Annotated in this window: 29 protein-coding genes and 1 pseudogene; 15 read left to right on the top strand and 15 right to left on the bottom strand. The window is 62.0% G+C overall.

Going from position 1 to position 25,977, the window contains the following annotated elements; translation table 11 throughout:
- Positions 1 to 19 precede the first annotated feature (19 nt).
- Both polA and cysS read left to right on the top strand, forming a co-directional pair.
- Positions 20 to 3,010: a DNA polymerase I gene (gene polA, locus KQ296_RS05585; RefSeq protein ID WP_011933518.1), complete on the top strand. Its 2,991-nt coding sequence runs from the start codon at positions 20 to 22 to the stop codon at positions 3,008 to 3,010.
- A gap of 58 nt (positions 3,011 to 3,068) precedes the next feature.
- Positions 3,069 to 4,568 (top strand): cysteine--tRNA ligase, encoded by a 1,500-nt coding sequence (cysS, locus tag KQ296_RS05580; protein ID WP_011933519.1) that lies wholly within the window; start codon positions 3,069 to 3,071, stop codon positions 4,566 to 4,568.
- A gap of 10 nt (positions 4,569 to 4,578) precedes the next feature.
- Here the strand turns inward: cysS and KQ296_RS05575 are convergent, their stop codons facing one another.
- A complete protein-coding gene (locus KQ296_RS05575; RefSeq protein WP_011933520.1) occupies positions 4,579 to 4,824 on the bottom strand; it encodes a hypothetical protein in 246 nt (81 codons plus the stop codon).
- Between the two features lie 87 nt (positions 4,825 to 4,911).
- Here KQ296_RS05575 and KQ296_RS05570 point away from each other — a divergent pair, with 87 nt between their 5' ends.
- The gene (locus KQ296_RS05570; protein ID WP_011933521.1) at positions 4,912 to 5,325 is read left to right on the top strand and encodes a DUF2721 domain-containing protein; all 414 of its coding nucleotides are present in this window, start codon (positions 4,912 to 4,914) and stop codon (positions 5,323 to 5,325) included.
- Between the two features lie 20 nt (positions 5,326 to 5,345).
- On the opposite strand, the gene KQ296_RS05565 is transcribed toward KQ296_RS05570, so the two are convergent.
- The gene (locus KQ296_RS05565; protein ID WP_011933522.1) at positions 5,346 to 6,692 is read right to left on the bottom strand and encodes a sodium-dependent transporter; all 1,347 of its coding nucleotides are present in this window, start codon (positions 6,690 to 6,692) and stop codon (positions 5,346 to 5,348) included.
- 84 nt (positions 6,693 to 6,776) lie between these two features.
- On the opposite strand from KQ296_RS05565, the gene KQ296_RS05560 reads away from it, so the two are divergent.
- The 3 genes from KQ296_RS05560 to KQ296_RS05550 all read left to right on the top strand — a co-directional run bounded on the left by KQ296_RS05560 (position 6,777) and on the right by KQ296_RS05550 (position 9,722).
- The gene (locus KQ296_RS05560) at positions 6,777 to 8,030 is read left to right on the top strand and encodes a 1-deoxy-D-xylulose-5-phosphate reductoisomerase (protein WP_041428877.1); all 1,254 of its coding nucleotides are present in this window, start codon (positions 6,777 to 6,779) and stop codon (positions 8,028 to 8,030) included.
- An 11-nt stretch (positions 8,031 to 8,041) separates the two neighbouring features.
- On the top strand, positions 8,042 to 8,419 hold the full coding sequence (locus KQ296_RS05555) for a ferredoxin (protein WP_259726405.1): 378 nt from the start codon (positions 8,042 to 8,044) through the stop codon (positions 8,417 to 8,419).
- Between the two features lie 130 nt (positions 8,420 to 8,549).
- Complete coding sequence (locus KQ296_RS05550) at positions 8,550 to 9,722, top strand: fatty acid desaturase (protein ID WP_041428593.1); 1,173 nt, start codon at positions 8,550 to 8,552, stop codon at positions 9,720 to 9,722.
- A gap of 46 nt (positions 9,723 to 9,768) precedes the next feature.
- On the opposite strand, the gene KQ296_RS05545 is transcribed toward KQ296_RS05550, so the two are convergent.
- From KQ296_RS05545 to KQ296_RS05530, 4 genes are read right to left on the bottom strand one after another with little or no spacing between them, the layout of a single operon-like run.
- Positions 9,769 to 10,974 carry an alpha/beta hydrolase gene (locus tag KQ296_RS05545; RefSeq protein WP_259726397.1) on the bottom strand — a complete coding sequence of 402 codons (1,206 nt, stop codon included), beginning with the start codon at positions 10,972 to 10,974 and terminating at the stop codon, positions 9,769 to 9,771.
- Positions 10,958 to 12,376, bottom strand: coding sequence for an NAD(P)(+) transhydrogenase (Re/Si-specific) subunit beta (locus tag KQ296_RS05540; protein ID WP_011933528.1), 1,419 nt, complete (start codon positions 12,374 to 12,376; stop codon positions 10,958 to 10,960). The genes KQ296_RS05545 and KQ296_RS05540 overlap by 17 nt, the downstream gene beginning before the upstream one ends.
- Complete coding sequence (locus KQ296_RS05535) at positions 12,376 to 12,681, bottom strand: NAD(P) transhydrogenase subunit alpha (RefSeq protein ID WP_006041802.1); 306 nt, start codon at positions 12,679 to 12,681, stop codon at positions 12,376 to 12,378. The genes KQ296_RS05540 and KQ296_RS05535 overlap by 1 nt, the downstream gene beginning before the upstream one ends.
- Positions 12,681 to 13,820 carry a Re/Si-specific NAD(P)(+) transhydrogenase subunit alpha gene (locus KQ296_RS05530; RefSeq protein ID WP_259726396.1) on the bottom strand — a complete coding sequence of 380 codons (1,140 nt, stop codon included), beginning with the start codon at positions 13,818 to 13,820 and terminating at the stop codon, positions 12,681 to 12,683. The genes KQ296_RS05535 and KQ296_RS05530 overlap by 1 nt, the downstream gene beginning before the upstream one ends.
- 122 nt (positions 13,821 to 13,942) lie before the next feature.
- Here KQ296_RS05530 and KQ296_RS05525 point away from each other — a divergent pair, with 122 nt between their 5' ends.
- Positions 13,943 to 14,521 (top strand): hypothetical protein, encoded by a 579-nt coding sequence (locus tag KQ296_RS05525; protein ID WP_011933530.1) that lies wholly within the window; start codon positions 13,943 to 13,945, stop codon positions 14,519 to 14,521.
- 54 nt (positions 14,522 to 14,575) lie between these two features.
- Here the strand turns inward: KQ296_RS05525 and KQ296_RS05520 are convergent, their stop codons facing one another.
- The gene (locus KQ296_RS05520) at positions 14,576 to 14,752 is read right to left on the bottom strand and encodes a hypothetical protein (protein ID WP_011933531.1); all 177 of its coding nucleotides are present in this window, start codon (positions 14,750 to 14,752) and stop codon (positions 14,576 to 14,578) included.
- Between the two features lie 180 nt (positions 14,753 to 14,932).
- Here KQ296_RS05520 and KQ296_RS05515 point away from each other — a divergent pair, with 180 nt between their 5' ends.
- From KQ296_RS05515 to trxB, 3 genes are all read left to right on the top strand, one after another.
- Entirely contained in the window at positions 14,933 to 16,291 is a 1,359-nt protein-coding gene (locus KQ296_RS05515; RefSeq protein ID WP_041428595.1) for a DEAD/DEAH box helicase, read from the top strand.
- Positions 16,292 to 16,387: 96 nt separating this feature from the next.
- Entirely contained in the window at positions 16,388 to 16,636 is a 249-nt protein-coding gene (locus KQ296_RS05510; protein WP_011933533.1) for a hypothetical protein, read from the top strand.
- A gap of 127 nt (positions 16,637 to 16,763) precedes the next feature.
- The gene (gene trxB, locus KQ296_RS05505) at positions 16,764 to 18,125 is read left to right on the top strand and encodes a thioredoxin-disulfide reductase (RefSeq protein WP_011933534.1); all 1,362 of its coding nucleotides are present in this window, start codon (positions 16,764 to 16,766) and stop codon (positions 18,123 to 18,125) included.
- Positions 18,126 to 18,128: 3 nt separating this feature from the next.
- Here the strand turns inward: trxB and infA are convergent, their stop codons facing one another.
- Positions 18,129 to 18,398: a translation initiation factor IF-1 gene (gene infA, locus KQ296_RS05500; protein ID WP_006041809.1), complete on the bottom strand. Its 270-nt coding sequence runs from the start codon at positions 18,396 to 18,398 to the stop codon at positions 18,129 to 18,131.
- Positions 18,399 to 18,629: 231 nt separating this feature from the next.
- Between infA and KQ296_RS05495 the strand changes: the two genes are divergently transcribed.
- Positions 18,630 to 18,878 carry a Nif11-like leader peptide family natural product precursor gene (locus KQ296_RS05495; protein ID WP_011933535.1) on the top strand — a complete coding sequence of 83 codons (249 nt, stop codon included), beginning with the start codon at positions 18,630 to 18,632 and terminating at the stop codon, positions 18,876 to 18,878.
- Entirely contained in the window at positions 18,836 to 19,492 is a 657-nt protein-coding gene (locus tag KQ296_RS05490) for a pseudouridine synthase (RefSeq protein WP_399240546.1), read from the top strand. Before KQ296_RS05495 ends, KQ296_RS05490 begins: the two co-directional genes overlap by 43 nt.
- Here the strand turns inward: KQ296_RS05490 and KQ296_RS05485 are convergent.
- The 5 genes from KQ296_RS05485 to KQ296_RS05465 form a co-directional block, all read right to left on the bottom strand.
- Complete coding sequence (locus KQ296_RS05485) at positions 19,467 to 20,246, bottom strand: methyltransferase domain-containing protein (protein ID WP_011933537.1); 780 nt, start codon at positions 20,244 to 20,246, stop codon at positions 19,467 to 19,469. The two genes, KQ296_RS05490 and KQ296_RS05485, sit on opposite strands and share 26 nt — an antisense overlap.
- Positions 20,246 to 20,461, bottom strand: coding sequence for a hypothetical protein (locus KQ296_RS05480; RefSeq protein WP_011933538.1), 216 nt, complete (start codon positions 20,459 to 20,461; stop codon positions 20,246 to 20,248). The genes KQ296_RS05485 and KQ296_RS05480 overlap by 1 nt, the downstream gene beginning before the upstream one ends.
- 78 nt (positions 20,462 to 20,539) lie before the next feature.
- Entirely contained in the window at positions 20,540 to 21,502 is a 963-nt protein-coding gene (locus KQ296_RS05475; protein ID WP_011933539.1) for an NAD(P)H-binding protein, read from the bottom strand.
- A gap of 54 nt (positions 21,503 to 21,556) precedes the next feature.
- On the bottom strand, positions 21,557 to 21,655 hold the full coding sequence (gene petM / locus KQ296_RS05470; RefSeq protein WP_011933540.1) for a cytochrome b6-f complex subunit PetM: 99 nt from the start codon (positions 21,653 to 21,655) through the stop codon (positions 21,557 to 21,559).
- Between the two features lie 39 nt (positions 21,656 to 21,694).
- Positions 21,695 to 22,873 (bottom strand): N2,N2-dimethylguanosine tRNA methyltransferase, encoded by a 1,179-nt coding sequence (locus KQ296_RS05465; protein WP_259726395.1) that lies wholly within the window; start codon positions 22,871 to 22,873, stop codon positions 21,695 to 21,697.
- Between KQ296_RS05465 and KQ296_RS05460 the strand changes: the two genes are divergently transcribed.
- Both KQ296_RS05460 and ilvN read left to right on the top strand, forming a co-directional pair.
- A complete protein-coding gene (locus KQ296_RS05460; protein WP_041428597.1) occupies positions 22,860 to 23,840 on the top strand; it encodes an alpha/beta fold hydrolase in 981 nt (326 codons plus the stop codon). The two genes, KQ296_RS05465 and KQ296_RS05460, sit on opposite strands and share 14 nt — an antisense overlap.
- Positions 23,837 to 24,367: an acetolactate synthase small subunit gene (gene ilvN / locus KQ296_RS05455; RefSeq protein ID WP_011933543.1), complete on the top strand. Its 531-nt coding sequence runs from the start codon at positions 23,837 to 23,839 to the stop codon at positions 24,365 to 24,367. The genes KQ296_RS05460 and ilvN overlap by 4 nt, the downstream gene beginning before the upstream one ends.
- A gap of 17 nt (positions 24,368 to 24,384) precedes the next feature.
- Here ilvN and KQ296_RS05450 read toward each other — a convergent pair whose 3' ends face one another.
- Positions 24,385 to 25,074: a peptidylprolyl isomerase gene (locus KQ296_RS05450; RefSeq protein ID WP_011933544.1), complete on the bottom strand. Its 690-nt coding sequence runs from the start codon at positions 25,072 to 25,074 to the stop codon at positions 24,385 to 24,387.
- Between the two features lie 7 nt (positions 25,075 to 25,081).
- Positions 25,082 to 25,618 carry a photosystem I assembly protein Ycf4 gene (locus tag KQ296_RS05445; protein ID WP_011933545.1) on the bottom strand — a complete coding sequence of 179 codons (537 nt, stop codon included), beginning with the start codon at positions 25,616 to 25,618 and terminating at the stop codon, positions 25,082 to 25,084.
- Between the two features lie 221 nt (positions 25,619 to 25,839).
- On the opposite strand from KQ296_RS05445, the pseudogene KQ296_RS05440 reads away from it, so the two are divergent.
- Positions 25,840 to 25,977 (top strand): annotated as a pseudogene (locus tag KQ296_RS05440) (photosystem II D2 protein (photosystem q(a) protein)); the annotation flags it as partial.

Genomic DNA, 25,977 nt, shown 5'->3' with positions numbered 1-25,977 from the left:
ATCCGACCTGCCCGAATCCATGCCTGAAACCCTCGAGAAACCCCTGCTGTTGCTTGTGGATGGCCACTCCTTGGCCTTTCGCAGTTTCTATGCCTTCAGCAAAGGCGGTGAGGGTGGACTGGCCACAAAAGATGGCCGGCCCACCAGCGTGACCTACGGCTTTCTCAAAGCCCTGCTCGACAACAGCAAGGGACTGAAACCGGAAGGGGTGGCGATCGCCTTCGACACCGCTGAACCCACCTTTCGCCACCAAGCCGATGCCAACTACAAAGCCCATCGCGATGTGGCCCCCGAGGTGTTCTTCCAAGACTTGGATCAACTGCAGACGATCCTGCGCGAACGTCTGAAACTTCCCCTCTGCCTGGCGCCTGGCTACGAGGCCGATGACGTGCTGGGAACCCTGGCCAACCGGGCTGCCGGCTCAGGCTGGCGCGTGCGCATTCTCAGCGGGGATCGGGATCTTTTCCAGCTGGTGGATGACCAGCGGGACATTGCCGTGCTCTACATGGGTGGCGGTCCGTATGCCAAGAGCAGCGGGCCCACCCTGATCAACGAAGCCGGCGTGGTGGCCAAGCTGGGCGTGATGCCCAACAAGGTGGTGGACCTCAAAGCCCTCACCGGCGACAGCTCCGACAACATCCCTGGTGTGAAGGGGGTCGGCCCCAAGACCGCCATCAATCTGCTCAAGGAAAACAACGACCTCGACGGCGTGTATCGCGTGCTGGAGGAAGTGGAAGCCGAGGGGCCCAAGGCCAGCCGCGGTGCCGTGAAAGGTGCACTCAAGGGAAAGCTCAGCGCCGACCGCGACAACGCCTATCTCTCCCGCCATCTCGCTGAAATCCTCGTCGACATTCCCCTGCCTGAGGAGCCTGTCCTGGAGCTGGGACCGGTGGATGGTGAAGGTCTGGAGGAGCAGCTTCAAGACCTGGAGCTCAACAGCCTGGTCCGTCAGATCCCGAGCTTCGTGGCCACCTTCTCCAGCGGCGGACTGACGGCGAACGCCCATCTGCTGGAGGAAGCAACCGCCAAAAAAGCAAAAGGAGCACCATCCAAGGCTGGCGTTGCGGAATCTGGAGAAGCGGGCACGGATCCAGCCGCAACTGGGGTGACCAGCCCCTCCACCCGACCCGAGCTCGCGCCGCAGGTGGTGAGCACCCGGGAGCAACTGCAGAGCTTGATGCAGCAGCTGATGGGATGCACCAACCCCTCGGAGCCGGTGGCTGTGGACACCGAAACCACGGATCTGAACCCCTTCAAAGCCCAACTGGTGGGCATCGGCGTGTGCTGGGGAGCCGGCCTCAGCGATCTGGCCTACATCCCCGTGGGACACACAGATCCCGCGCTAACCCAGCTGCCGCTGGAGGTGGTGTTGGAGCAACTCGCCCCCTGGTTGAGCAGCCCCAGCCATCCCAAAGCGCTGCAGAACGCCAAATACGACCGCCTGATCCTGCTGCGTCACGGCCTGGTTCTCGGCGGCGTGGTGATGGACACGCTGCTGGCGGATTACCTGCGCGATGCCGCGGCCAAACACAGCCTCGATGGGATGGCCGAGCGGGATTACGGCATCACGCCCACCCTCTTCAGTGACCTGGTGGGCAAGGCCAAAGACGGCAAGGCCAGCTGCTTTGCCGAGGTTCCCAGCGATCAGGCAGCGCTCTACTGCGCCATGGATGTGCACCTCACCCGCAGGCTGGCGATTGATCTGCGCCAGCAGCTCCAGGCCAGCGGCGAGCAGCTCACCAACTTGCTCGATCAGGTGGAACTGCCGTTGGAGCCGGTGTTGGCCTTGATGGAGGCCACCGGCATCCGCATTGATCTCTCCTATCTCGACACCCTCTCCAAGGAGATGGGCGAGACCCTGACGCGGCTTGAGGCCGATGCCAAGCAAGCGGCCGGCGTGGACTTCAACCTGGCATCTCCCAAACAACTGGGAGAGCTGCTCTTCGAGACGCTGGGGCTTGACCGCAAGAAATCACGCCGCACCAAAACGGGCTACAGCACCGATGCCACGGTGCTGGACAAGCTTGCGGACGACCATCCGGTGGTGCCTCTGGTGTTGGAGCACCGGGTGCTGAGCAAGCTGAAAAGCACCTACGTGGATGCGCTGCCCCAATTGGTGGAGGCCGAAACCGGCCGCGTGCATACGGATTTCAACCAGGCCGTGACGGCCACAGGCCGGCTCAGCAGCAGCAATCCCAACCTCCAGAACATTCCCGTTCGCACCGAGTACAGCCGCCGGATCCGCAAAGCCTTCCTGCCCCAGGAGCACTGGACCCTGCTCAGTGCGGACTACTCCCAGATCGAGCTGCGCATCCTCACCCACCTCTCCGGGGAGGAGGTGCTGCAGCAGGCCTACCGCGATGGCGACGACGTGCATGCCCTCACTGCACGGCTCCTGCTTGAGAAAGACGACGTGAGCGCCGATGAGCGCCGGCTGGGCAAGACGATCAATTTCGGGGTGATCTACGGCATGGGCGCCCAGCGCTTCGCGCGCGAAACCGGGGTGAGCCAAACAGACGCCAAGGAGTTCCTCAGCAAATACCGGGAGCGGTATCCCAAGGTGTTCGCCTTTCTGGAACTGCAGGAACGCCTGGCCTTGAGCCGTGGCTATGTGGAGACAATCATGGGCCGGCGCCGACCCTTCCACTTCGACCGCAACGGTCTTGGCCGTCTTCTTGGCAAGGATCCGTTCGAGATTGATCTCGATGTGGCTCGCCGCGGCGGCATGGAAGCCCAGCAGCTGCGCGCCGCGGCCAACGCACCGATTCAAGGCTCGAGTGCCGACATCATCAAGCTGGCGATGATTCAGCTGCAGGCTGCTCTTCAACAACACTCCCTACCCGCACGCCTGCTGCTGCAGGTGCACGATGAACTGGTGCTGGAGGTGGAGCCTTCGGCTTTGGACGACGTGAAAGCTCTGGTGGTCTCCACCATGGAGAAGGCCGTGGAGCTGAGCGTGCCCTTGGTGGCTGAAACCGGCGTCGGCAGCAATTGGATGGAAGCGAAATAGCGGTCCTGCAACGGGTCCCGGGCTCCCGTTAGGCCGTAGCCTCGCCCTCAGATCCCGAATGCCTGTGTCCCTGCGGTTCACCAACACGCTCACCCGCCGCACGGAACCGTTTCAGCCCTTGAAGGATGGGCAGGTGAGCATCTACTGCTGCGGCGTAACGGTCTACGACCTGTGCCACCTGGGCCATGCCCGCAGCTACATCAACTGGGACGTGCTGCGCCGGTATCTGATCTGGAGTGGCTACGCCGTCACCTTCGTGCAGAACTTCACCGACATCGACGACAAAATCCTCAAGCGTGCGGCGGAGGAGGGTTCGTCGATGGAGGCCGTGAGTGAGCGCAATATCGACGCGTTCCATGCGGACATGGATGCCCTGGGCATCCTTCGTCCCGATCGCATGCCCCGAGCCACCCGCTGCCTTGAGGGGATCCGCACCCTAATCGCTGAGCTCGAGGCCAAGGGTGCGGCCTACTCCGCCGATGGCGATGTGTATTTCGCAGTGATGAAACACGCCGGCTACGGCAAGCTCAGCGGCCGCGACCTCGCCGACCAGCAGACCAACGCGGACGGACGCGTGGCTGATGCCGAAGAAGCACGCAAGCAACACCCCTTCGACTTCGCCCTCTGGAAGGGAGCCAAGGCCGGTGAACCCAGCTTCCCCTCACCTTGGGGCAATGGCCGGCCTGGCTGGCATATCGAGTGCTCCGCCATGGTGCGCGAGGAGCTCGGCGACACCATTGACATCCACCTCGGGGGTGCCGATCTCGTGTTCCCCCATCACGAAAATGAAATCGCCCAATCCGAGGCCGCAACCGGCCAGGAGCTGGCGCGCGTGTGGCTGCATAACGGCATGGTGAATGTGGGCGGGGAAAAAATGAGCAAATCACTCGGCAACTTCACCACCATCCGCGCCCTGCTGGAGAGTGGCCTATCGGCCATGACCCTGCGGCTCTTTGTGCTCCAAGCCCATTACCGCAAGCCGCTCGATTTCACCGCCGAGGCCCTGGAGGCCGCAACGACCGGTTGGAAAGGGCTGAACGCAGCACTCAGCCTTGGGGATCTTCACGCCGAAGCGCTGGGATGGACGCCTGCAGAGCCGATGGGCAACGACGCCGTTGTCGCCTCGGAGTCCTCTGCCATCGACACGCTGCTCAGCGCCCGGCAGCGCTTCAGCGCGGCCATGGACGATGACCTCAACAGCTCCGGTGCGCTTGCGGTGCTTTTTGAGCTGGCCCGTCCTTTGAGGGCACTGGCCAATCGCCTCGACCGCGGCGACGCTCCGAACCACAACGACGATGACGGCCAGGAGCTTCTGCAGCGCTGGTTGCTGCTCAGGGAGCTTGCAGCTGTTCTAGGGCTAAGGCTGGAGCACCCCTCAGCCCCCGAAGAAGAGTCCGACCTCGACAGCCAGTCCATCGAAGCCGCGATTGATGCGCGCCGGCTGGCCAAACAGTCGAAGGACTTTGCGGAAGCGGATCGGATCAGAGCGGAGCTCAGCGCCCAGGGCATCGAACTGATCGACAAACCCGGCGGCATCACCGAATGGCGACGGGGCTGACGGGCAGAGCTCAGGACTTGCGCTGCTGATTGGCCATCATCGCTTCGATCTTGCGGATTCTCGTGAGAGTGGTGGTCCAAACCTCAAGCCGAAAGCGTTGATCGCCAAGCGTGGGATCAGCGGGATCGGCAGCCTCGATCCAAGCCTGCAGTGCCTTGATCTTGGCTTCCGGGTTTTCCCTGGCTTCGAAGGCATCCCACAACTCCCGTTCCAGCCGAGCGCGCTCGATGAAGTTCCAGCGTTTGAGCCAGAGCATGGGAAAACCTGCATCAGGGCACCTGTCTACCGGATTCAAGCCACGATCAGACTTAGGTTCTGGGGAAAGGAAGGTTGTTGATCGCCCATGCAGCCGGAAAGTCTCTCCAAAGCAATCCAGCTGTCTGTTGCCCCGGTGTTCCTGCTGGCGGGAATTGGAGCACTCATGAATGTTCTCTCCGGACGCTTGGCGAGGATCGTTGATAACGCCAAGCAGTTGCGCCTCACCGCCGATGCCGGAGGTGACGTGGATGAACTGGAGCGACGACTGGCCAGGCGCCGCATGCAACTGGTGATCCGCTCGATCGAGCTGCTCACCGCCGCCACGCTGCTGATCGCCGCCATGGTGGCCGCCATGTTCCTGAGTGTGATTTCCAGGGTGAACCTCACCTTGGTGGTGGTGCCTCTGTTCATCGCCTCGATGGGGCTGGTGATGCTTGCAGCGATGTTCTTTCTCAGGGAGGTGCGCCTGGCCTCTGCGCTGCTCAACCGGCTGCTTTAAACCCGCGGATTGCCCACCGCTCAGGCTGCGTAGGACCAGTTGCGCAGCAGATCCACCGTGCTGATCAGCAAGCCGGCGGCGATCACCACCGGTGAGATCCATCGCAAGCAGAACATCAGCACCCGTCTGAGCAGAGGTGAAGCGGCGGCGCTCTGCTGGAGATCCTCCAGAAAGAGATTGGGCACGACCCAGCCCATCAGCACAGCAATCAGCAAGCCACCAGCGATCAACAGCACACCGCCGAAGAGGGCATCCATTGTTTCCAGTACTTCCAGGCTCATGCTGGCCGGGATGCCAACGACAAAAATCACAGCGGCACTCACCCAGGTGGCCTTGCCGCGGCTCCAGCTCAAGCGATCCATCAGGGACGACACCGGCACCTCCAGCAGGGACACCGCGGAGGTGATCGCCGCCAGATAGGCCAAGGCAAAAAACAGCACAGCCACCACCCGGCCTGTCTCCCCGATCGATGACAGTCCCGTGGGTAAAGCGATGAAGATGGCTCCAATCGTGGAGTCGCTCACCACTTCGCCGAGGTTGAAGCTGATCACCACAGGGAAGGTGAGCATGCCGGCCAGCAACCCCACGGCTGTGTCCAGACCCACCACAGCCACGGCTTCCTGAGGCAGGGGCGCCTTGCGATTGAGATAAACCGAATAAGCAAGAATCGAACCAATGCCCGTACCGATCGAGAAGAAGGCCTGACTGAAGGCATTGCGGATGGTGCTGATGTTCATCAGCTCCTCCCCATCCCAGCGCAGCAGAAAGGTGCGGTAGCCCTCACCAGCACCTGGAAGCGTGCTGGCCCAGATCGCCAGACCGATCAGCAGAAGCAAAAGCAGCGGCAGGGCCCAACGCGAGAGCCGTTCGATACCCGCCTGAACACCGGCTGCCACCACAAGAGCCGTGAGCAAGAGGCTGATGCCCTGACCGGCCAGCGCACTGTTGCCCCCGCTGATGGAGTCGAAGAACGCATCAGCAGCCTGCTTGTTCTCAGGCAGACCAACCTGAAGCGCATGCACGAGGGTGTGCCCCGTCCATCCCATCAAGACGGCATAGAAGGCCAGGATTCCGCAGGAGGCTGCGATAAACATCCAGCCCATCGGCCACCAAGCCTTGCCAGCCGCTTTGCTGGGAGCCAGCAAAGGACTGCTGCCTGTCGTGCGGCCCAACACCATTTCGGCCACCAGCACAGGCAAGCAGATCAGCCCCACGATCAGCAGATAGAGCAGCACGAAGCTGCCTCCACCACCCTGGGATGCGCGGTAGGCGAACCCCCAAAGGTTGCCCAGGCCCACGGCACTGCCGGCAGCCGCCAGCACGAACCCGAAACCAGACTTCCACTGCTCCTTTCTCACCGCCGCCATGAACGTGCTGTCCAGCCCTCTCGGCGGAAGTTTGCCAGCATCCGGAATCAAAGTGGGAGGATGTCACCACTTGCCGGGATCCGTGTGAAAGCCATCAGCGTGCTGGGCTCCACCGGCTCAATCGGTACCCAGACCCTCGACATCGTCGAAGACTTCCCTGAGCAGTTCAGGGTTGTGGCCCTCTCAGCCGGCCGCAATCTCTCCCTGCTCGTGGAGCAGATCCAACGCCACAGCCCCGAGCTGGTCGCTCTGGCTGACGAAGCCTTGCTCCCTGAATTGGAGCAGCGCCTCCGGGCCCTGCCAGCTGAACACCAGCCGCGGTGCAAGCCTCAGCTCGTGGGAGGTCCCAGCGGGCTGAACGTGGCGGCCTCCTGGGACACAGCCGACCTTGTGGTGACTGGGATTGTGGGCTGCGCAGGGTTGTTGCCCACCCTGGCCGCCATCCGCGCTGGCAAGGATCTGGCCCTGGCCAACAAGGAAACCCTGATCGCAGCAGGCCCGGTGGTGCTGCCGGAGCTCAAAAAGAGCGGCAGCAGGCTGCTGCCTGCGGATTCCGAACATTCGGCCATCTTCCAGTGCCTGCAGGGAACCCCCTGGGCTGAAAACGCCCGCCTCTCCACCGGTGTGCCCACGCCAGGCCTGCGGCGCATCCAGCTCACGGCCTCCGGTGGTGCCTTCCGCGACTGGGCCGCAGCCGACCTTGAGAACGCCACTGTGGCCGATGCCACCTCCCATCCCAACTGGAGCATGGGCCGCAAGATCACCGTGGACTCCGCCTCCTTGATGAACAAGGGACTGGAGGTGATCGAAGCCCATTACCTTTTCGGGCTGGATTACGACCACATCGAAATCGTGATCCACCCCCAGAGCATCATCCACTCGATGATCGAGCTGGCGGATTCTTCAGTGCTGGCCCAGTTGGGCTGGCCCGATATGAAGCTGCCGATTCTTTACTGCATGAGCTGGCCATCCAGGCTGGAAACCCCGTGGAAACGCCTCGATCTCACCCAGGTGGGACAGCTCACGTTCCGAAGCCCCGATCCCGCCAAATATCCCTGCATGGAACTGGCCTACGCGGCGGGCCGTGCCGGTGGCACCATGCCAGCCGTGCTGAATGCGGCCAATGAGGAGGCAGTGGCTCAGTTCCTCGAGGAACGCATCCATTTCCTCGACATTCCCGATCTGATCGAAGCAGCCTGCGAGCGCCACAAGGTCGATCGCATCGACCACCCCCAGCTCGACGATGTGCTGGCCGTGGATCAATGGGCGCGCCTGGCCGTGCGTGAGCAGGTGGCCCGGGGCACCCAGCGGATGTCGATGGCGGCGGTGGCTGCTTGATCAGCCATCACCTGCTGCTCTGCGCCACAGCCTCCAAAGCGAAGTGCTGCGATCCAGCCACAGGACTCGAAACCTGGAATGCGCTGAAGCGCCTCGTGCGGGAGATGGGGCTCGATGATCAACAGCGCCCAGAAGGAATCGTTCTACGCAGCAAAGTTGACTGTCTGAGGGTGTGCGAACGCGGGCCAATTCTGGTGGTTTGGCCTGAAGGCATTTGGTACGCAGACGTCACCGCAGACAAGATGGAGGCGATTCTTCACAGGCACATCATTAACAATCAACCCATTGAGGAGTGGATTTATAAAACCACCCCATTCCAAAACCATTCACTTCAATCTGCTTCACAAGTAAGCACAACAAACATCGCGACCGTCAACACAGAACACTAACGATTAATCCGCCCGGACAATCAATCCGTACCAGCACACGAATCAACGACTCCCAAACCCGAAACCACGGAACAGCTCGCCCAACCACTAGAGTCTTAAGCAAATCTAAAGCACCTTCTTCCGGTGCTTTTTGGCAGGCATTCTTTTGGCATCTGCATCCAGCGCGACCTTCACCACGCGCCCATCAACACCTTCTTTCAATCGCATTACCTCAAGAACGGCCTACCCAAGCAAGGCCGAGCTCCTCAATGCCTTGCCAGCAGAGCTGACTCAATTCAACCCCATCAAAGCGTGGGGGAGCCTCATCATGTCGGTAGGCCTGTCTCTCGCTGCTTTGGGGATCGGCAGCCAAATCCCCCTCACCCTCCTGGCCACTCCGCTGTGGGTGCTTTACGGCATTGGCTGCGGCACCATCGCCATGGGCTGTTGGGTTTTAGCGCACGAATGTGGCCACAATGCGTTCCACCCAAACCGACGCATTGAGGGAGTCGTTGGTTTCCTGCTTCACAGCGCACTGCTGGTGCCTTATTACAGCTGGGCGCGGAGCCACAGCGTTCACCACGCTCACTGCAATCACCTTGAGCAAGGAGAAACCCACGTCCCTCCGCGGGCCTCATCGACTCTTGGGCAAATCACAGAACAACTCAAAAAAATGCTGAACCCAACCTTGTTTGGGATCATTTCCCTGTTTAATCATCTGGTGATCGGTTGGCCGCTCTACCTCCTTTTTGGAGCGACAGGTGGAGAGGATTACGGTTTTCCCACGTCTCATTTCTGGACCGGTCATCCATTCGCGAACGGCCAACGAAACCTGTTCCCCGAAGCATTTCGCAAGTTGATGGTTCGCTCCAACATCGGCTGCCTGGTGATGCTCATCTTTCTGATCATCGCCGCAATGCACTCATCTGCACTACGTGTGATGTGCGTGTATGGGTTACCTTATCTTGTGATCAATCTTTGGCTCACCACATACACCTGGTTGCAGCACACTGACCAGAACATTCCTCACTTTTCCAATACAACGTGGTGTTGGGCAATGGGAGCACTGCAAACGATTGACCGCCCCTATGGCCCCGTACTCAATCTGCTGCACCATGGCATCGGTTCAACCCATGTTTGCCACCATGTGAACTCCGCCATTCCTCACTACAACGCCTGGAGGGGTACCGCTTTACTCAGACAACGATTCCCTGAGCTGGTGCTCTACGACGCCACGCCAATCCCCGAAGCTCTCTGGAGAATCGCAACGAAATGCGGCGGGGCTGTGTATGAAAACCCTCAGGACAAAGCCTATTACTATTAAAAAAAATTTGATTCGAAATACTTTAAGGAAGCGAATCAAATGGAGCTCATTCAAGCCCTGCGGGATTAATCCCATGCTTGAACCAGGCACAAGCCAAGCGATCAGACCAACAGCCTTTGCGAACACTGTCACCAGGTGCGTGAAAACCGTTGTGTCCGCCCTTGGCCGTCAACAACACCTCAAGCTGTCCACGACGTGACGACAGGCCATCAGTGGCCAAAGCGGTTTGGAGTTGAATCGCAGCGCTCGCCGGCACCCAAGGATCATCCAGGGCCTGCAAGATCAACGTTGGCGGGAGTGGCACCGACGCCGAGAGAAGACGCGGCAAGGGTGAAGCACCCGCGTAGTAATCATCAACTGACGCGAAGCCCCAACGCGGTGCGGTGACCGCCTCGTCAAAGGCACGGATCGACTGGGGCGGCTCAACGGTGAGTCGCTGCTGCTCTTGGGCACTGACGCCAAAGGGATCCGCCAACGTTTGGCGCACAAGGCGCTTCAGAAGCCAACGCTGATACACCCGATTGCGCGGACGTTCGATCGAGGCACTGCAGGCGGAAAGATCCAGGGGACTGCTGGCGCAGAACAGACCATCCAGCAGCAGGGCATGACCGTCCCAGCCATGGGTGGCTCTCTCCTCCAGGCTGGCCATGCAGGCATTGAGAAGCATGGTGCCCCCCAGGGACACTCCAGCACCCAACAGGGGCAAAGGCCTGGCTGATGGGGCCAGCGCAGCACACAACTGGCGCGCGCGTTGAATCACTGGCAGAAGATCACTGTTGCAGCGAGCTGCGTAGGTGCCTCCAGCAAGATGGCGGCCGGGATCGGCTCCGCGCAGATTCAACCTGAGCACCGCGAAGCCGCTGTTCTGCAGCGTGATGCCAAGACGCCTCAACCCCTCACGGCGACTGGAGCCGCCAAGACCATGCAACAGCAGCACCAGCCCTCGAGGAGGTGCGCCCTGCAGGTCGACGCTGGGATCAGGGCGATCCAGGAACGCCAGCACTTCACCAGCGGCTGCGGCACCACTGGCCAAAGCAGGGACAGCGATCGCAATCGGTTCCCCACAGTCGGAGGGAAGCGCGACCGGGCGAAGCGTATCGCGCAGGGTCTGAAGGTCTCCACCGATCCAGGGAAAACGCTGCTGATAGGGAACAACCCCCAGCTGCCGCAGCAGCTGGGGGTTGTTTGGATGATTCGCGTGCGCTGCCTTCAAAAGCCGAATGGGGTCGCGCTGATCACTTCTTGCCGACACCGAGCTCCTTGAGCTCGCCCAGCAAATCGCCCAGCACCTTCTTGGCATCACCAAACACCATGGAGGTGTTGCCCAGGTCGAACAGGTCGTTCTTGATGCCGGAGTAACCGGCGCTCATCCCCCGCTTGACAACAAACACGGTGCGGGCCTGCTGCACATCAAGCACGGGCATGCCGTAGAGCGGCGAATTGGGATCGTTCTTCGCCTGGGGATTGACCACATCATTGGCACCCAGCACCAACACCACATCGGTGGCGGGGAACTCGGGATTGATCACATCCATCTCCTTGAGCTGCTCATAGGGCACATCGGCCTCAGCAAGCAGCACATTCATGTGACCCGGCATGCGACCAGCCACTGGGTGAATGGCGTAATCCACCTGGATACCGGCAGCCTCCAGTGAGCGCGTGACCTCCCGCAGGGTGTGCTGGGCCTGAGCCACGGCAAGGCCGTAACCGGGCACGATCACCACCCGCTCAGCAGCCTCCAGGGTGAGCGCACATTCCTCCACGCTGCAGCTGGTGATGTTGGTGTATTCACCACCACCGCCACCAGACGCCGCACTGGCACCCAGCGCACCGCCGAAGAGCACCGACACGAGCGAGCGGTTCATGCCGTTGCACATCACCTGGGTGAGGATCAGGCCAGCGGCACCAACCATGGCGCCCGCCACGATCAGCAACTGGCTGCCCACCACGAAACCGGCAGCGGCAGCGGCCACACCGGAATAGCTGTTCAGCAGCGAAATCACCACGGGCATATCGGCACCGCCGATGGGCAGGGTGACGCCAATGCCCAGCAAACCGGAGGCCACCACCAGAAGCCACAGCCCCTGGGTGCCATTTCCATCCGTGATCAGCTTGATAGCGGCCACAAGAGAGGCCACAGCAAGAGCGATGTTGACCACGTGACGGGCCTTGCTCTGCATCCAGGCTGGCGTCGACAGCCAGCCCTGGAGCTTGGCCATGGCCACGATCGAGCCCGTGAAGGTGATCGCACCCACGAACACGGAAATCACGATGGACACCACGGCCACCAGTCCCGCGGCCTCGAGCTGCAGCGGGAAGAAGGCGGCGGCGAGGGCCACCAGCAGCGACGACATGCCGCCGCAGCCGTTGAACAGCGCCACGGTTTCCGGCATGGACGTCATCGGAACCCGCTGCGCCGTGATGGCACCGAGAACGCCACCGATCAGCGTGCCGATGATGATCCACGTCCAGGCAGCAGCAGAAATCCCTGATGTGCCCAGGTAGTTGATCAGAAGGCCAAGAACAGCCAGGGCCATCGCCACAGCGGCCAGCTGGTTGGCACTGCGGGCCGAGCGCACTTTCGACAGGCCCTTAATGCCCAGGGCGAGCAGCAGAACGGCAACCAGTTCAACGGCGTACTTGAGAAAATCCATCAGCGGTTCTCCTTGCGGGCGGGCTTACGGCTGAACATGGCCAGCATGCGATCGGTGACCAGGAAGCCCCCGATGACATTGAAAAGGGCAAAACCCAAGGACACGGCGCCGAGGATCAGCAGCACCAGGTTGTCCCCGGAGCGGATGATCGCCGTGAGGGCGGCCAGCACGGTGATGCCTGAAATGGCATTGGCCCCACTCATCAGCGGGGTGTGCAGGGTGGGTGGCACCTTGCCGATCAGTTCCAATCCCAGAAGGCTGCCGAGCAGCAGCACCCAGAGGAACTCCACAAAGCTTGTTTCCATCAGTTGGCTCCTGGGGTGAGAACGTCGCTGCGGCGGATGGTGCCGTCCTGACTGATCAGGCAGCCGGCAATGAGCTCATCCTCGAGGTCGAGGTTGAGCTGACCATCCTTGAGGGTTGGCTGGAGCAGCGCCAGCAGATTTTTGGAGTAAAGGAAGCTGGCGTGGTTGGGTACAGAGCAGGGGAGGTCATTGGCACCGATCAACTTCACGCCCTTGCGATCCACGGTTTGAGAGGGCAGGGTGTCGGCGCAATTGCCGCCCTGGGCAACAGCCAGATCCACCACCACAGCCCCAGGACGCATGCGATCGAGCATGTCTTCACTGATCAGCCGTGGTGCACGCCGACCAGGGACCTGGGCGGTGCAGATGGCCACATCGGCCTCGGAGAGTTGGTCGGACAGCTGCTGACGCTGGGCCGCGAGAAAGGCATCGGAGGCCTGTTTCGCATAACCACCCGACTCGGCAGGTTTGTCCTCCATCTCGGGAGGATCGATAAAGCGGGCGCCGAGAGATTCCACCTGCTCCTTCACCGCAGGACGGATATCGCTGACGTAGACCACAGCGCCCAGGCGGCGCGCTGTGGCGACGGCCTGAAGGCCGGCCACCCCTGCACCAAGCACCACAACGCGGGCGGGCTGAACCGTGCCCGCTGCGGTCATCAGCATCGGGAAATAGCGATCCAGCGCTGCAGACGCGAGCAACACCGACTTGTAACCAGCGATGTTGGCCTGTGAAGACAAGGCATCGGCAGACTGAGCACGGCTGATGCGCGGCAACAGCTCAAGGGCCATGGCCGAGAGACCACAACGCTTCAGCGCTGCGTCGAGCTCGATATTGGCGTAAGGAGCCAGCAAGCCCACCACCAGCGCGCCGCGGCGCAAGCGGCCGAGATCGACAGGGGAAGGGGACTGGACGCACAGCAGCACATCGGCTTCTCCCCAGGCCTGACTGTCTCCTGGAGTCACCAACTGTGCGCCGGCCTCGGCGTAGGCCTCATCGAGAAAGCCGGACGTCTGTCCAGCTCCTCGCTCGAGCACCACCCGACAACCGAGAGCGATGAACTTCTTGACGGTTTCCGGTGAGGCCGCGACGCGGGTTTCCCCCACCGCTGTCTCCACCGGGATCAAAAGTATGGGCAAGATCGTGATGCCGCCGACCCAGGCGAGGTTAGGCCGTCGCCGGATTCCGCCTGGATCTTTTCTGAAGATGCTGATCAGCAGGGTCTGAGGATGGCTATGGAGAGGATCCTGTTTGCAACACCATGGGACTCACCGCGATCGAATGCCCAGACGGCGTCTGTCACAGCCATCACGGCGGGCATGCTGTTGAGCGCAACACCATGGAGAGGCTGCTGGCCGAGCATGGCCGTGAATGGTGCGAACGGCTGGCTGAACGCATCTACGAGATGTCTGTAGACACCTTTTCCCAGACCGTGATGCCCAGCCTGCATGCCGCCGGCTGGCAGCGACGCCACCTGGACTGGGAATTCAAGCTGAGCGAGCAGGATTCAGAACCTGACCGCACCCTCGTGGACGGGATCATCAACGCCACGGAAAGCTTTTTGCGCAGCAGTGAGGTGCACCGCCTGTTCATCCAGGAGCTGGTTCAGGGCACGTTTGATGAAGCCTCCGACGACCACCTGCGCAGCCAGGCCGTGCGCCAGCTGATCGATGAAGAGATTCTTGGCCTGCTGGAATCGCAACGAGAGCAGCTTCTTCAACGGCTGACCAGCCGTTTGCTGGAGCCCGCAGGAGGACGGACAGACCGTGCCCAACAAGCCGCAGAAGAAGGGCTTGTGGAAGTGGAGCGGCTGCTCTGCAACCACACCGAATCGCTCTGAATCCAGAGGAATCGCACGAACGAGCGACAACGCAGGATCAGGAACTGAATGCCGTCAGAACAACGGCATCAGTTCCTGCTCAACCGACTGCGCCATGGGACGGCGGCCCTGGTGATGCAGCAGCCGGGCGCGAAGGATCAGTGGATCCAGATCGCAATCAAGGGGCCAGCAGCGCTCGAGAGTGCGCCTGGATTCAGGACCGGACATGGGCTTGTAGCGACGTCGGGCCATAGCGGAGAAGGGCGAAAACCCGAGGGCTGATGGTCGGAAGGTAAGGGTGGCGAAAGCGATTGGAATGGTTAGAAAGACCTATCTTTCAAATCCGCCATCACGACGCCGTCCTTTGCTCTCGGTGGCCTTGCACCCGGCCCCACGATCCGGCCCCGCCAGTGGCAGCAGCAACTGATCCAGCTGCTGCGCCGACGCCTGGATCCGGTTGCTTCAGGATCGCGTGATGTACTGATCCATGCGGGGCCGGGTGCGGGGAAGACCCTCGGCGCCCTGCTGGCCTTCCAGGCGATGCAGGGGGAGGAACGTCTGCGCCGGGTGCTCGTGTTCTGTCACCGCACCTCAATCCTTGAGCAATGGCAACGAGCCGCGCAACGCCTGGGACTGCGTCTGGAGCCCTGGAACGGCCCTGGCAGCGCCCCGCTCGAGGCCGATGGTTGGCTGGTGAGCTATCAGGGCGCTGGGCGGCAGGCTGAAGCACTCAAGGCCGAGCTGGCCCTTTGGAGCGAAGGCGCCTATCTGGCGATCGCCGACGAAGCCCACCATCTCGGTGTGGAGCCGGAAGAACCGGATGGGCCGGTGTGGGGGCGCACATTTCTGGGCCTGAGCCAGAGCGCACGGCTGCGGCTGGGGCTGACTGGAACCCCCTTCCGGGCCGACAACCTGGCGTTCTGCGCCGCCCGGAAAGTGCAAGTGGAAGAAGCCGGTGAGCGGATGGAGCAGATCCAACCGGATCTGAGTGTGGAGCCGCGGGAACTGATCGCTGCCGGCGATGTGCGACCGCTTGAATTTCGCTTCCAGGACGGCTGGGTGGAACACAGCCAGGAGGGCCAACCCGATCGCGAGGTGTCGCCCTTGTCGTCTGAGCAGCGGGAGAGCTGGCGGGCACGCAACCTGCGCCGGGCCATCCGCCTGGCAGACAGCAGCAGCATCGCTTTGCAGCTGCTGCTGCGCGCCCGAACCCAGCTCGAGCGGGTTCGCCAGCACCATCCCCGGGCAGCGGGCCTTGTGATCGCTCGGGACATCGACCATGCCCGAACCATCACCACCCTTCTCGAGGAGCAGGGTGATCGGGTGGATCTGGTGCATTCCCAGGATCCAAGCGCCTCGGATCGACTCAACGGCTTTGAACGCGGGACTGCGGATTGGCTGGTGAGCATCGACATGTGCGCCGAAGGATTTGATGCTCCCCGCCTGCGGGTCGTGGCCTATCTGACGACCGTGGCCACCCGCAGCCGTTTCATCCAGGGCATCACCAGGGCCGTACGCCTCTGCGGGGAACGGGCCAGCCAAGAAGCGATTCCCCGCGACCCCTCGTTCGTCTTCGCGCCTGCTGACCCCCTGTTGATGCAGTACGCACGCAACTGGTCGCTGTCTGAGCCCTATCGCATTGCGGCACCCACCCAATCAGATGCTTCTGAAGAGTGCGCGACCGGAGGGGCGTGGCGAGGGCCGAGCCTGCCCCTGGAAGCCGTTGGCGACGGCGCTGGTGCGGTGATCCGAATGCGAACTCCGGAATTGCCGAAGTTTTTGCAGCGCTGAAAACATCTTCTCGTAAAAAAAAATGCGACGGTCTGCAAATTCAGGCCTGATGGAGCCCCATCAGCATTCAGCCTGGGCACCATCTGGGAGACAGTTATGGACGCAGCTCTTGAACGTCGCGTCAGCGTTGCCACCTGCTGGGCAACAACCCGGATCGCAGTACTCGACGGCGCTGAGCGCTACGAAGACAGCTATTCATTGACCCAGGAATTCCGGGAATGGATCCTCTGCATCGGCGAGCATCCGGAATTGCTTGAAGACTCGGTGATGAGCCTGAAGCAAACCAATGGAAAGCGTCGACTCCGGCGCGAAGACAACCCCGCAGAAGACACGCTCGAAATCTGAAGAAATCCTTAAATTGATGGCTTGCGCATCAACGGATTCCACCAATTACTGCTCCCATTGTTGAAACCACAGCCCAGGGGCACCCTCCAAGCGCGTACACTTAACTCATAGTCATTCCGCATTAGCCATGGCGGTCGAAAACCTGGTGATCGTGGGGTCAGGCCCTGCTGGGTACACCGCAGCGATTTATGCCGCTCGCGCCAACCTCAATCCGCTGCTGATCACGGGATTCCAGCGCGGTGGCATTCCCGGTGGACAGTTGATGACCACCACCCATGTGGAGAATTTCCCCGGGTTTCCCGATGGTGTGCTGGGCCCTGATCTGATGGACCTAATGAAGGCCCAGGCCGAACGCTGGGGAACGCGTCTGCTTGAGGCTGACGCAGACCAAATCGATCTGAGCCAGAGGCCTTACCGAATCGAAGCCGACGGCGACACGATCGAAACCCAGGCTCTGATCATCGCCACCGGCGCGAGTGCCAACCGCCTGAGTCTCCCCAACGAAGAACGCTTCTGGAGCCAGGGAATCAGCGCCTGCGCCATCTGCGATGGCGCCACCCCCCAGTTCCGCAACGAACAGTTGGCTGTGGTAGGCGGCGGTGATTCCGCCTGCGAAGAAGCTGTTTATCTCACGAAGTACGGCAGCCACGTGCACCTGCTCGTGCGCTCCGACCGTTTGCGCGCCAGCGCGGCCATGGCCGACCGAGTGCAGGCCAACCCCCAAATCACCGTGCACTGGAACACCCAGGTGGCCGACGCTGAGGGCGACGAATGGCTCAGTGGACTGCGGCTCCATCGCCGGGACAGCGGCCTGGAAGAGCACCTTCCGGTGCGAGGACTGTTCTACGCCATCGGTCACACGCCGAACACCGAGTTGGTGCGTGATCAGCTGCAGTGCGATGGCACCGGTTACTTGATCACCCAACCCGGGCGCCCGGAAACGTCAAAAGAGGGTGTGTTCGCGGCAGGGGATGTGGCGGATGCGGAGTGGCGCCAAGGCATCACCGCTGCCGGCAGCGGTTGCCAGGCGGCCCTGGCTGCCGAGCGCTGGCTCAGCCACAACGATCTGGCCCAGTTGGTGAAGCGTGATCAAGCCGAGCCGGCCAAGGCGGACACACCCACAGCCACAGCCGAAACAACGGAAACCAGCTACGACCCCAATGCGCTCTGGCAGAAGGGAAGTTTCGCCCTCAGAAAGCTTTACCACGACAGCGAGCGACCGCTTCTGGTGGTCTACACATCCCCGAGCTGCGGCCCCTGCCACGTGCTGAAGCCCCAGCTCAAGCGTGTGCTCAACGAACTGGGAGGCCGCGCCCAGGGCATTGAAATCGACATCGAAGCCGACCAGGCCATTGCCGAGCAAGCCGGCGTTAATGGCACGCCAACCGTGCAGCTCTTCTACAACAAAGAGCTCAAACAGCAATGGCGAGGAGTGAAACAGCGCAGCGAGTTCATGGCCTCGATCCGCTCACTGCTGCCTGAGAGCTGAGGCTCAACGGCGGCGAGGGCCCCCGGGGCGATTGCCACCGGGACGACCACCAGGTGCACCGGCGTTGCGTTCCCGGTAAGTGATCCGACCTCGGGTGAGGTCGTAGGGACTGATCTCCACCAACACCTTGTCACCGGCAAGCAGTTTGATTCTGAATTTGGTGAGCTTGCCGGCTGCACGGCAGAGGCATTGGTGACCTGCGGGCTGCTCGAGGGTGACCAGGTAGAACCCGTTGCCCTGCTCTTTTTCAATCACACCCGAGGTTTCAATCATGCGCCGGACTAAACCTGAATCAAGAATGACTGCATTTTAGAAGGCCATCGGCGCTGGCTTCAGTCGCAGCAGCAGACCCCCGTCCCTAGGGTCAGCCTCTTCGAATCAAGGCCGATGATCCTGCCCCCGCTGACGATGGACCTGGGCCTGCTGATGATTTCGATCGGCGCTGTCAATTTGTGGCGGGCACGACAAAAATCCACCTAACCTTCGAAAAAAGCGCCCAAGTCCGTGTCTGAGTCAGCCCTGATTGCCTTTGCATCCCTGGTGCAGTCTGATTCCCAGGTGAGAGAGCAGGTGAGACAAGCCCCAAGCCCTCAGCACGTGGTGGATCTGGCCAAGGAGCAGGGTCACGAGTTCACCCAGGCCACCATGATGAAAATGCAGGCTGAAAAGATGAAGCACCTGCACGACGACCATCTGAACGACGCGTCCAGCTGGGGAGAGGCCCTGCTTCTCTGCTTTGGAGGTCATTCCTGACCCTGCTGCTGCACAAGCCGTTCGGAGTTCTCAGCCAATTCACCCGGGAGCCGGGAAGCCGCTGGGGCTGTCTGGCCGACTGGGTTGACGTGCCGAATGTGTACGCAGCCGGCCGGCTGGATGCCGACAGTGAAGGGTTGCTGATCCTCACCGAGAACGGGCGCCTGCAACAACGGCTGACCGATCCCCGTTTCGGCCACTGGCGAACCTATTGGGTGCAAGTGGAAGGACTTGCGGACCACGGTCACCTGGCTGCGCTGGAACAGGGGGTGGTGATCAAAGGCCAACGCACCCGGCCGGCCCGTGCGACCAGCCTTGATTCCAGCTTCTGGTTTGATCTACCGGAGCGGACACCCCCCATCCGCGAGCGACGCACCATCCCCACCTCCTGGCTGAGCATCAGCCTCCGCGAGGGCCGCAACCGTCAAATCAGACGGATGACGGCGGCCGTGGGCCTGCCGACCCTGCGTTTGATACGCCGCAGTATCGATTTAATGGACGGGGGCCCGCCTCTCAGTCTTGAGGGCCTGGCTCCCGGTCAATGGAGACCCGTCAACTCCGCGGAAGAGGAGCGGCTGAAGGCTCTGCTCAAGACCCAGGGAGCACGCCGGTGAGGGTGACCGCCCGGAACTCAATCCCCTCCACCACCCGCCAGGGCGTGTCGGATCGATCGGCGTAGCCAACCTGCTCAAAACCGAGGGCACGGAAGTCGGCCAGGAAAGCTTCTTCCAGCCAGGCACCACTGATGCAACCGCTCCAGAGCTCAGGATCCTGCTGAAGGCGCAGCGGCACAGGGCGGTCACACACGATGTCACTGATGGCCACACGCCCCCCCGGACGCAACACCCGGCGAATGTTGTCCAGCAGCGTGACCCGGGCCGAGGGGTTCACCAGATTGAGCACACAGTTGCTCAACACCACATCCACACTGGCGGATGCAATCAAAGGTGAGCCTGATGCCGTTGCAGCATCCAAGGCTTCGATCGCACCTTTCACAAAGCGCACGTTCGCGAATCCGATGCGGTTGGCCACCACCGGCGCTGCCGCACGGGAGAGGGCCAGCATGTCGTCGTTGCGATCCACGCCGATCACCGAGCCGTTTTCACCCACCACCTGGGAGCAGATGAACGCGTTCTTGCCGCTGCCGCTTCCAAGATCGAGCACATCGTCGCCGATCTGCACCCATCGGGTGGGGTCGCCGCAGCCATAGTCGCGCTCCACGACATCGGCAGGGATCACCTTCAACAGCGAAGCATCAAAGGCGACCGGGGTGCAGAGGCAGGCTTCCTGTTGATGGGCTGCGGCTCCGTAGCGCGATTCAACAGCCTGGGTCTGATCCAAAGACGGTCCACAACATTGGTCAGCCATCAACCCAGGACCTCCTGCAGCTCTCGTGCGGTCATCCATTGACCGTAGTAGTAATTGGCGCTGGCTCGGCGGTCGCTGTCTTCCAGGCCATCAAAGGCATCGAAGCCCAAGGTGCGCCAGAGCTCATGACCGCACGTGCGCGTGAGCTCGGTTTCTGCCTCACGGCAGAGATTGTCGAGCCGTCGCTGCAGATTCTTGACTTGGGCAACCGACATAAAACAAAAACAGATCGGGCGGGACCCGACATTAACGAAAACCAGTACAAATCAACCACTCGCCAGCGGCGGTGAGCATCAGAACGGCAGCTTTTTCTTGGCGTCTTTATCGAGATCTGCCTCCATGGCACGCAAACGCTTGAGGATCGTGTCGTAGTACTCCCGGATGTACGCCTCCAGACCGGTGACCTCCGAGGCGTCGATGCCGAAATGGGAATAGGTGGACTCCATTGGTGCGTCGAGGGCTCCGCCGCCACCGGTGACTTCAGCAAACGCCAAACGCTCTGCCACGTTCACCGCAGGCTCGAAGAAGGAACAGGCACCTTCGGTCAATCGCATCAACACGGGGGGCACCCGAAACACCCGGGCCGACTTCCCTGAAGCAAGCTCGCAGAGCTGAACCACCTCGCCTGTATTCCAGGCTTTCGGACCGACCACCGGAAAACTGCCGCGCACCGTTTCCGGATGATCCAGAGCAGCAACCGCAAAGCGGGCCATGTCCTGGGTGTTCATGTAGGCAATCGGTGTGGGACTACCGCTCACCCAAACGGTCTGGCTTTCCAGCACCGGAATGGCGAACTGGCTGATCACCCCCTGCATGAAGGCAGCACCCTGGAGGATGGTGTAGTCGAGGTCTGATTCCTTCAGCAGCGTCTCGGTGCAGTACTTGATGTCCATCAAGGGAACATCACGATGCTTCTCCGCGCCCAGCAGGGAGAGGAAAACAAACCGCTTCACACCTGCACGTTCGCAAGCTCTGAGCAGGTTGAGCTTGCCCTCCCAGTCGGTGACGTAGATGCTCTGGGGATCGTTGGGGCGGCTGGTGGCCGCATCGATCACCGCATCGACGCCTTCGAGGGCGTAATCGAGGCTGGCCGGCTCGAGCAGATCACCGCGGGTGAGCTCACACCCCCACTCCTGCAGAAACGGGGCCTTGCGCGGCGATCGCACCATGCAGCGCACATCGTGCCCTTCATCCAAGGCCCGACGGGCAATCTGCCTGCCCAGGGTTCCCGTTCCACCAACCACCAGAACCTGCATGGGGCTCGCTCTTCCAAGGCAGGAGCCTAAGGGGCGTCCAACCTTGTTTGAGGATCAGTCCTTCTGAAGCTTCAAGAGCAGGGCACCACCGGCCAGTCCTACAGGAATCAGCACCCAGAACACCGCTGCAATACCGAAGATCTCCGAAGCCATGGGGGTGTGTTCACGATCAGCACCCATTAAAAGCTGCTCTCAGGCCAGATCGGCACACCGTTGTAACAACACCTTCCATGGCGCATCGGTGCGCAGCTGCCCGGCCATCACGCCACTGGCAACGGCGCTGTAGCCATCCCCCCGCAACGCCTGCACAAGCCTGCGCAAGGACGGGGGGCCGGCGAGACCCAGGCGTTGCGCCAGCTCATCGGTGGACCAACAACACACTGGCAGTCCAGGATCCGCCTGCAAGCGCTCAAGCAATCGCCGGCCTTGGGGCGCCAGGGTTTGCGGCATGGACGCACTCAACGTGAGCAGCTCCTGCACGAGCGAGGGCGACTGCAATGGACCCAGCCAGAGTGGCCCCGACACCGCCCAGCGCCCGTCCTGTGGATTGCAGGCACAGGCGCGCCAACCGCTGAGCTTCAGCAGAGGTTGAACCGCTTGATCACCGCACTGCTCACAGCGAGCAAGGAGGCCGAGTTGCGCTTCTGCATCAGCGCCAACGCGCCGCTGCAGGCGCACGGCCAAGCGGAAGGTTCGCCCATCGCTGAAGCAAGCCAGTGGTTCAAGCCCGCGGCCCAACATCCAGGCCTCCCGGGCCAACGCTGCCAGTTGCAGCCGCAACGCCAGCTCCCAGCTGGATGGATGGGCCCGAGCCGCCGCGGCAAACCGGCGCACTGCGGCCGCCCGGTCATGACCAGTGGGCGAGCGGCCATCGGTGCTTGCCAGGATCAAAACCCCGCCGAAGCGCAGCACCGCCAGCGCCGACTGCAGCAATCCGTTCGGACAACCAAAGGCATCGAGGTCGATCAGATCGAAGCGGCGCTGATCGAGGTAGGCCTGTAGCAACAAGCGTTCGGCAGGCTGCTGGGTGAGCGTGAGGTCCACCCCGTCATGGCCAGAGAGCGGATTGAGATTGGCCTGGAGGGAGACCCTGCGCTCGGGATCGGCGTCATTCATCCAGAGCGCAAGGGGATGCGGCGACTGGGGCGCGCTTTCCAGCCCCCAGCGCAGGCCACGGATGCCGCAACCGGCCATGAGGTCGAGCCAGTGCTGGGGCCCCTGAGCATGGGTGGCCTGATGGGCAGCCAGCAACACGGACAGGTCTCTGGATGGACGGGACTGCGCCCGGAAGAAGCCCGACCCCGTCTGCACACAGGCCGCACCTTCGCGATAGTGAGGATCCAGGGAGTCCAGCCGCGTGCCTGCAACCACCCACCAGCCTGCCTCCACCGGTGCTGACTGGGGCGACGCCGGCACCTGGACATGGCAGGGATTTCGGTGCCACTGGCGCGTTCTTGGTGCCAGCAGCGCCCCTGCGCTTGTGCTGCTGCATGGCTTTGGCGCCAGCAGCAGCCACTGGCGCCACAACGCCGGCCCACTGGCCAACGCTGGGTACCGCGTGTATGGCTTGGATCTGATCGGTTTCGGCCGCTCCGACCAGCCCGGTCTTCAGCGCCGGATGGCCCTCGACAACCGCTTGTGGGGCCGGCAACTGGCCGCTTTTCTCGAACAGGTGGTGCAGTCACCGGCGGTGCTGGTGGGCAACTCCCTGGGCGGTCTGACCGCTCTCACCACCGCCGTGCTGGCCCCCCGACTGGTGGCGGCTGTGGCCGCCGCCCCCCTGCCGGACCCAGCCCTGATCAAGCCGATTGCCCTGCGCCAGAAGCGAAGGACGAGGCAGCTCAGGCGCGCCACCGTGACGGTGCTGTGCAGGTTGCTGCCGCTGGAGCTGGTGGTGCCGCTGATCAGTCGCACGCCACTGCTGAAGGCAGGACTGCAGGGGGCTTACCGGCGGCCCATCGGCATGGACAAGGAACTGCTGCGCCTGATTGCGCGGCCGGCGCGCAGGATCACAGCAGCGCGCGCGCTGCGGGCGATGAGCGTGGGCATGGCCCTGCGCCCGAGAGGCGCCACAGCACCGGCTCTACTGCAGCGGCTGCGCCAGAGCCCGCAACCCCCGCCCATGTTGTTGCTCTGGGGCCGTGACGATCACTTCGTGCCCTTGCTCCTCGGTGAGCGTGTGCAGAGCGAACACCCTTGGATTGAGCTCAAAGTGGTGGAGAACAGCGGCCATTGCCCCCACGACGAAACCCCCGAACGGTTTCATCAGGAGCTGCTGCACTGGCTGGACCGTAATTTGGGACACGAACACGCATCCGGGATCGAGCACCAGGCATGAAGCACACCCTGTCGGTTCTGGTGGAAGACGAATCCGGTGCCCTCAGCCGCATTGCCGGTTTGTTTGCCCGGCGAGGCTTCAATATCGACAGCCTGGCCGTTGGGCCAGCGGAAGCCGATGGTCGTTCACGTTTGACGATGGTGGTGGAGGGTGATCAGCAGACGCTCCAGCAGATGACCAAACAGCTGGACAAGTTGGTGAATGTTCTGCAGGTGCTCGATTTGTCTCAACGCCCCGCAGTGGAACGGGAACTGATGCTGATGAAGGTGTCGGCACCCGCCAGTCAGCGCAGCGCCATTCTCGAGCTGGTGCAGGTCTTCCGGGCCAAGGTGGTGGATGTGGCCGACGACGCCCTCACCCTGGAGGTTGTGGGCGATCCAGGAAAATTGGTGGCGCTTGAACGCTTGATGGCTCCCTATGGCATTCAGGAAATCGCGCGCACAGGCAAGGTCGCTCTGGAGCGGGCCTCAGGTGTGAACACCGAATTGCTCAAAGCCTCGATCTCAGGCGGGCGTGTTCCCGCCTGAGATACCCAGGATTTGGGTCAAAGCCCAGGGGTGAGCAGGGTGGCTTTGATGATCTTGTCGTCCATACGGATGGCATCCACCACGTCCATGCCTTCGGAGACACGGCCGAAGACGGCATAGCGACCGTCCAGTTCCGGCAGGGGCTTCAAGGCGATGTAAAACTGCGCGCTAGCGGAATCCGGTGACTGGGATCGGGCCATGGCCAAGGCGCCGCGGGCGTGGCTGAGCTTCAACTGCAGCAATTCGCTGGGATTGCTCACCACGCGGCCGTAACGGGGTTGATCCTCACCTTCAAAGGCCACCTCCAGAGGGATGAAGCGGGCCTGGCCGCTCTCAGGATCGATGAAGCTGCCGGTGCCGTATTGGGCCTTGGGCGTTTGGGGATTACTCGAAGCCGGATCGCCTCCCTGCACCACAAAGGGAACAGGCTCCCTCACAACGCGGTGAAACACGGTGCCGTTGTAAGTGCCGCGCTTCACCAGATCCACGAAATTGCCGGCCGTGACCGGAGCCGCATCGCCATCCAGCTCGAGGGTGATCGTGCCGCGGCTGGTTTCCATAGCCACGCTGGCCTTGCCCTGAAGGCAAGGGCTCGAGGCCTGATCACAGCCATCCGGAACGGAGGCGGTGGTGGTGGTGGCACAGCTCACCAGCAGTGGAACGCAGAGCGCCAGGGTGACCAGGGCTCGCAATGAACGGTTGAGCATGGTGCGATCAGAGTCCCTCGAGATTCACGCCCAGAAACCGGGCGAGTTCAGCTCCATCCTGCTCCAGCTGGGCGAGGGGAAGAGGTTCACCCACGCGGGTCAGCGGCATGTCGCGCCGGCCCTGCACGCGCAGGGACACGCGCCGGCGCGTGTTGAAGCCATCGCGCACTTCCACCTTCACAGCCTGTACATCCTTTAAAGGGATCTCAACGCTGATCGGCTTGCGGAATCCACGGCGAGAGATCGTGATCACCCCGGCCTGCTTGTCGAAGCGGTTGGAGCCCGATCCCACATCGATGGCGATCACCGCCCAGAGGTACGTGGCCAGAAGGGCTGCAGCAATGCTGTAGAGGCCCATCACCAGCCCTTGCGGGACAAACACCAACCCGGCCGGATGTCCCAGGGGTAGCAGGTCCCGGCCGAGATAACTGGACAGGGAGGCGAACAGAAAACCCACGCCGCCGATGGTGACCATGGCAGCAACCAGGATGTTGGACAGACGGCGCGATCCCAGCACCGGCTGTTCGAGCAGTTCAGCGGCCATCGAAGCCTGGAAACAGCGCTCATTGTGAACGCTGATGCCGTGGCGCGGACGGCACGTGCATGACCTGCCACAAAAGGGCCTGAAAAAACGAAAGAAAGAGCGAAGAAACACTCCGATACAACGGATTTCAGCTGAGAGCGATCAGCCCCGCAGTGCCCGTTGAGATTGTTAAGGTCCCCAGGTATCCCACAGCCTGCGGGTAACCGCACCGTTCTCCTCTCATGACGATCGCTGTAGGACGCGCGCCTCAGCGGGGATGGTTTGACGTCCTCGATGACTGGCTCAAGCGCGACCGCTTCGTTTTTGTCGGCTGGTCCGGCATTCTTCTCTTTCCAACGGCCTACTTGGCCATCGGTGGC

It is taken from the genome of Synechococcus sp. CS-197, assembly GCF_025128215.1.
In the GTDB taxonomy this organism is placed as follows: domain Bacteria; phylum Cyanobacteriota; class Cyanobacteriia; order PCC-6307; family Cyanobiaceae; genus Synechococcus_C.
Note: the sequence above shows the minus strand (reverse complement) of the source record. Positions and strands in the feature narration are given on the sequence as shown.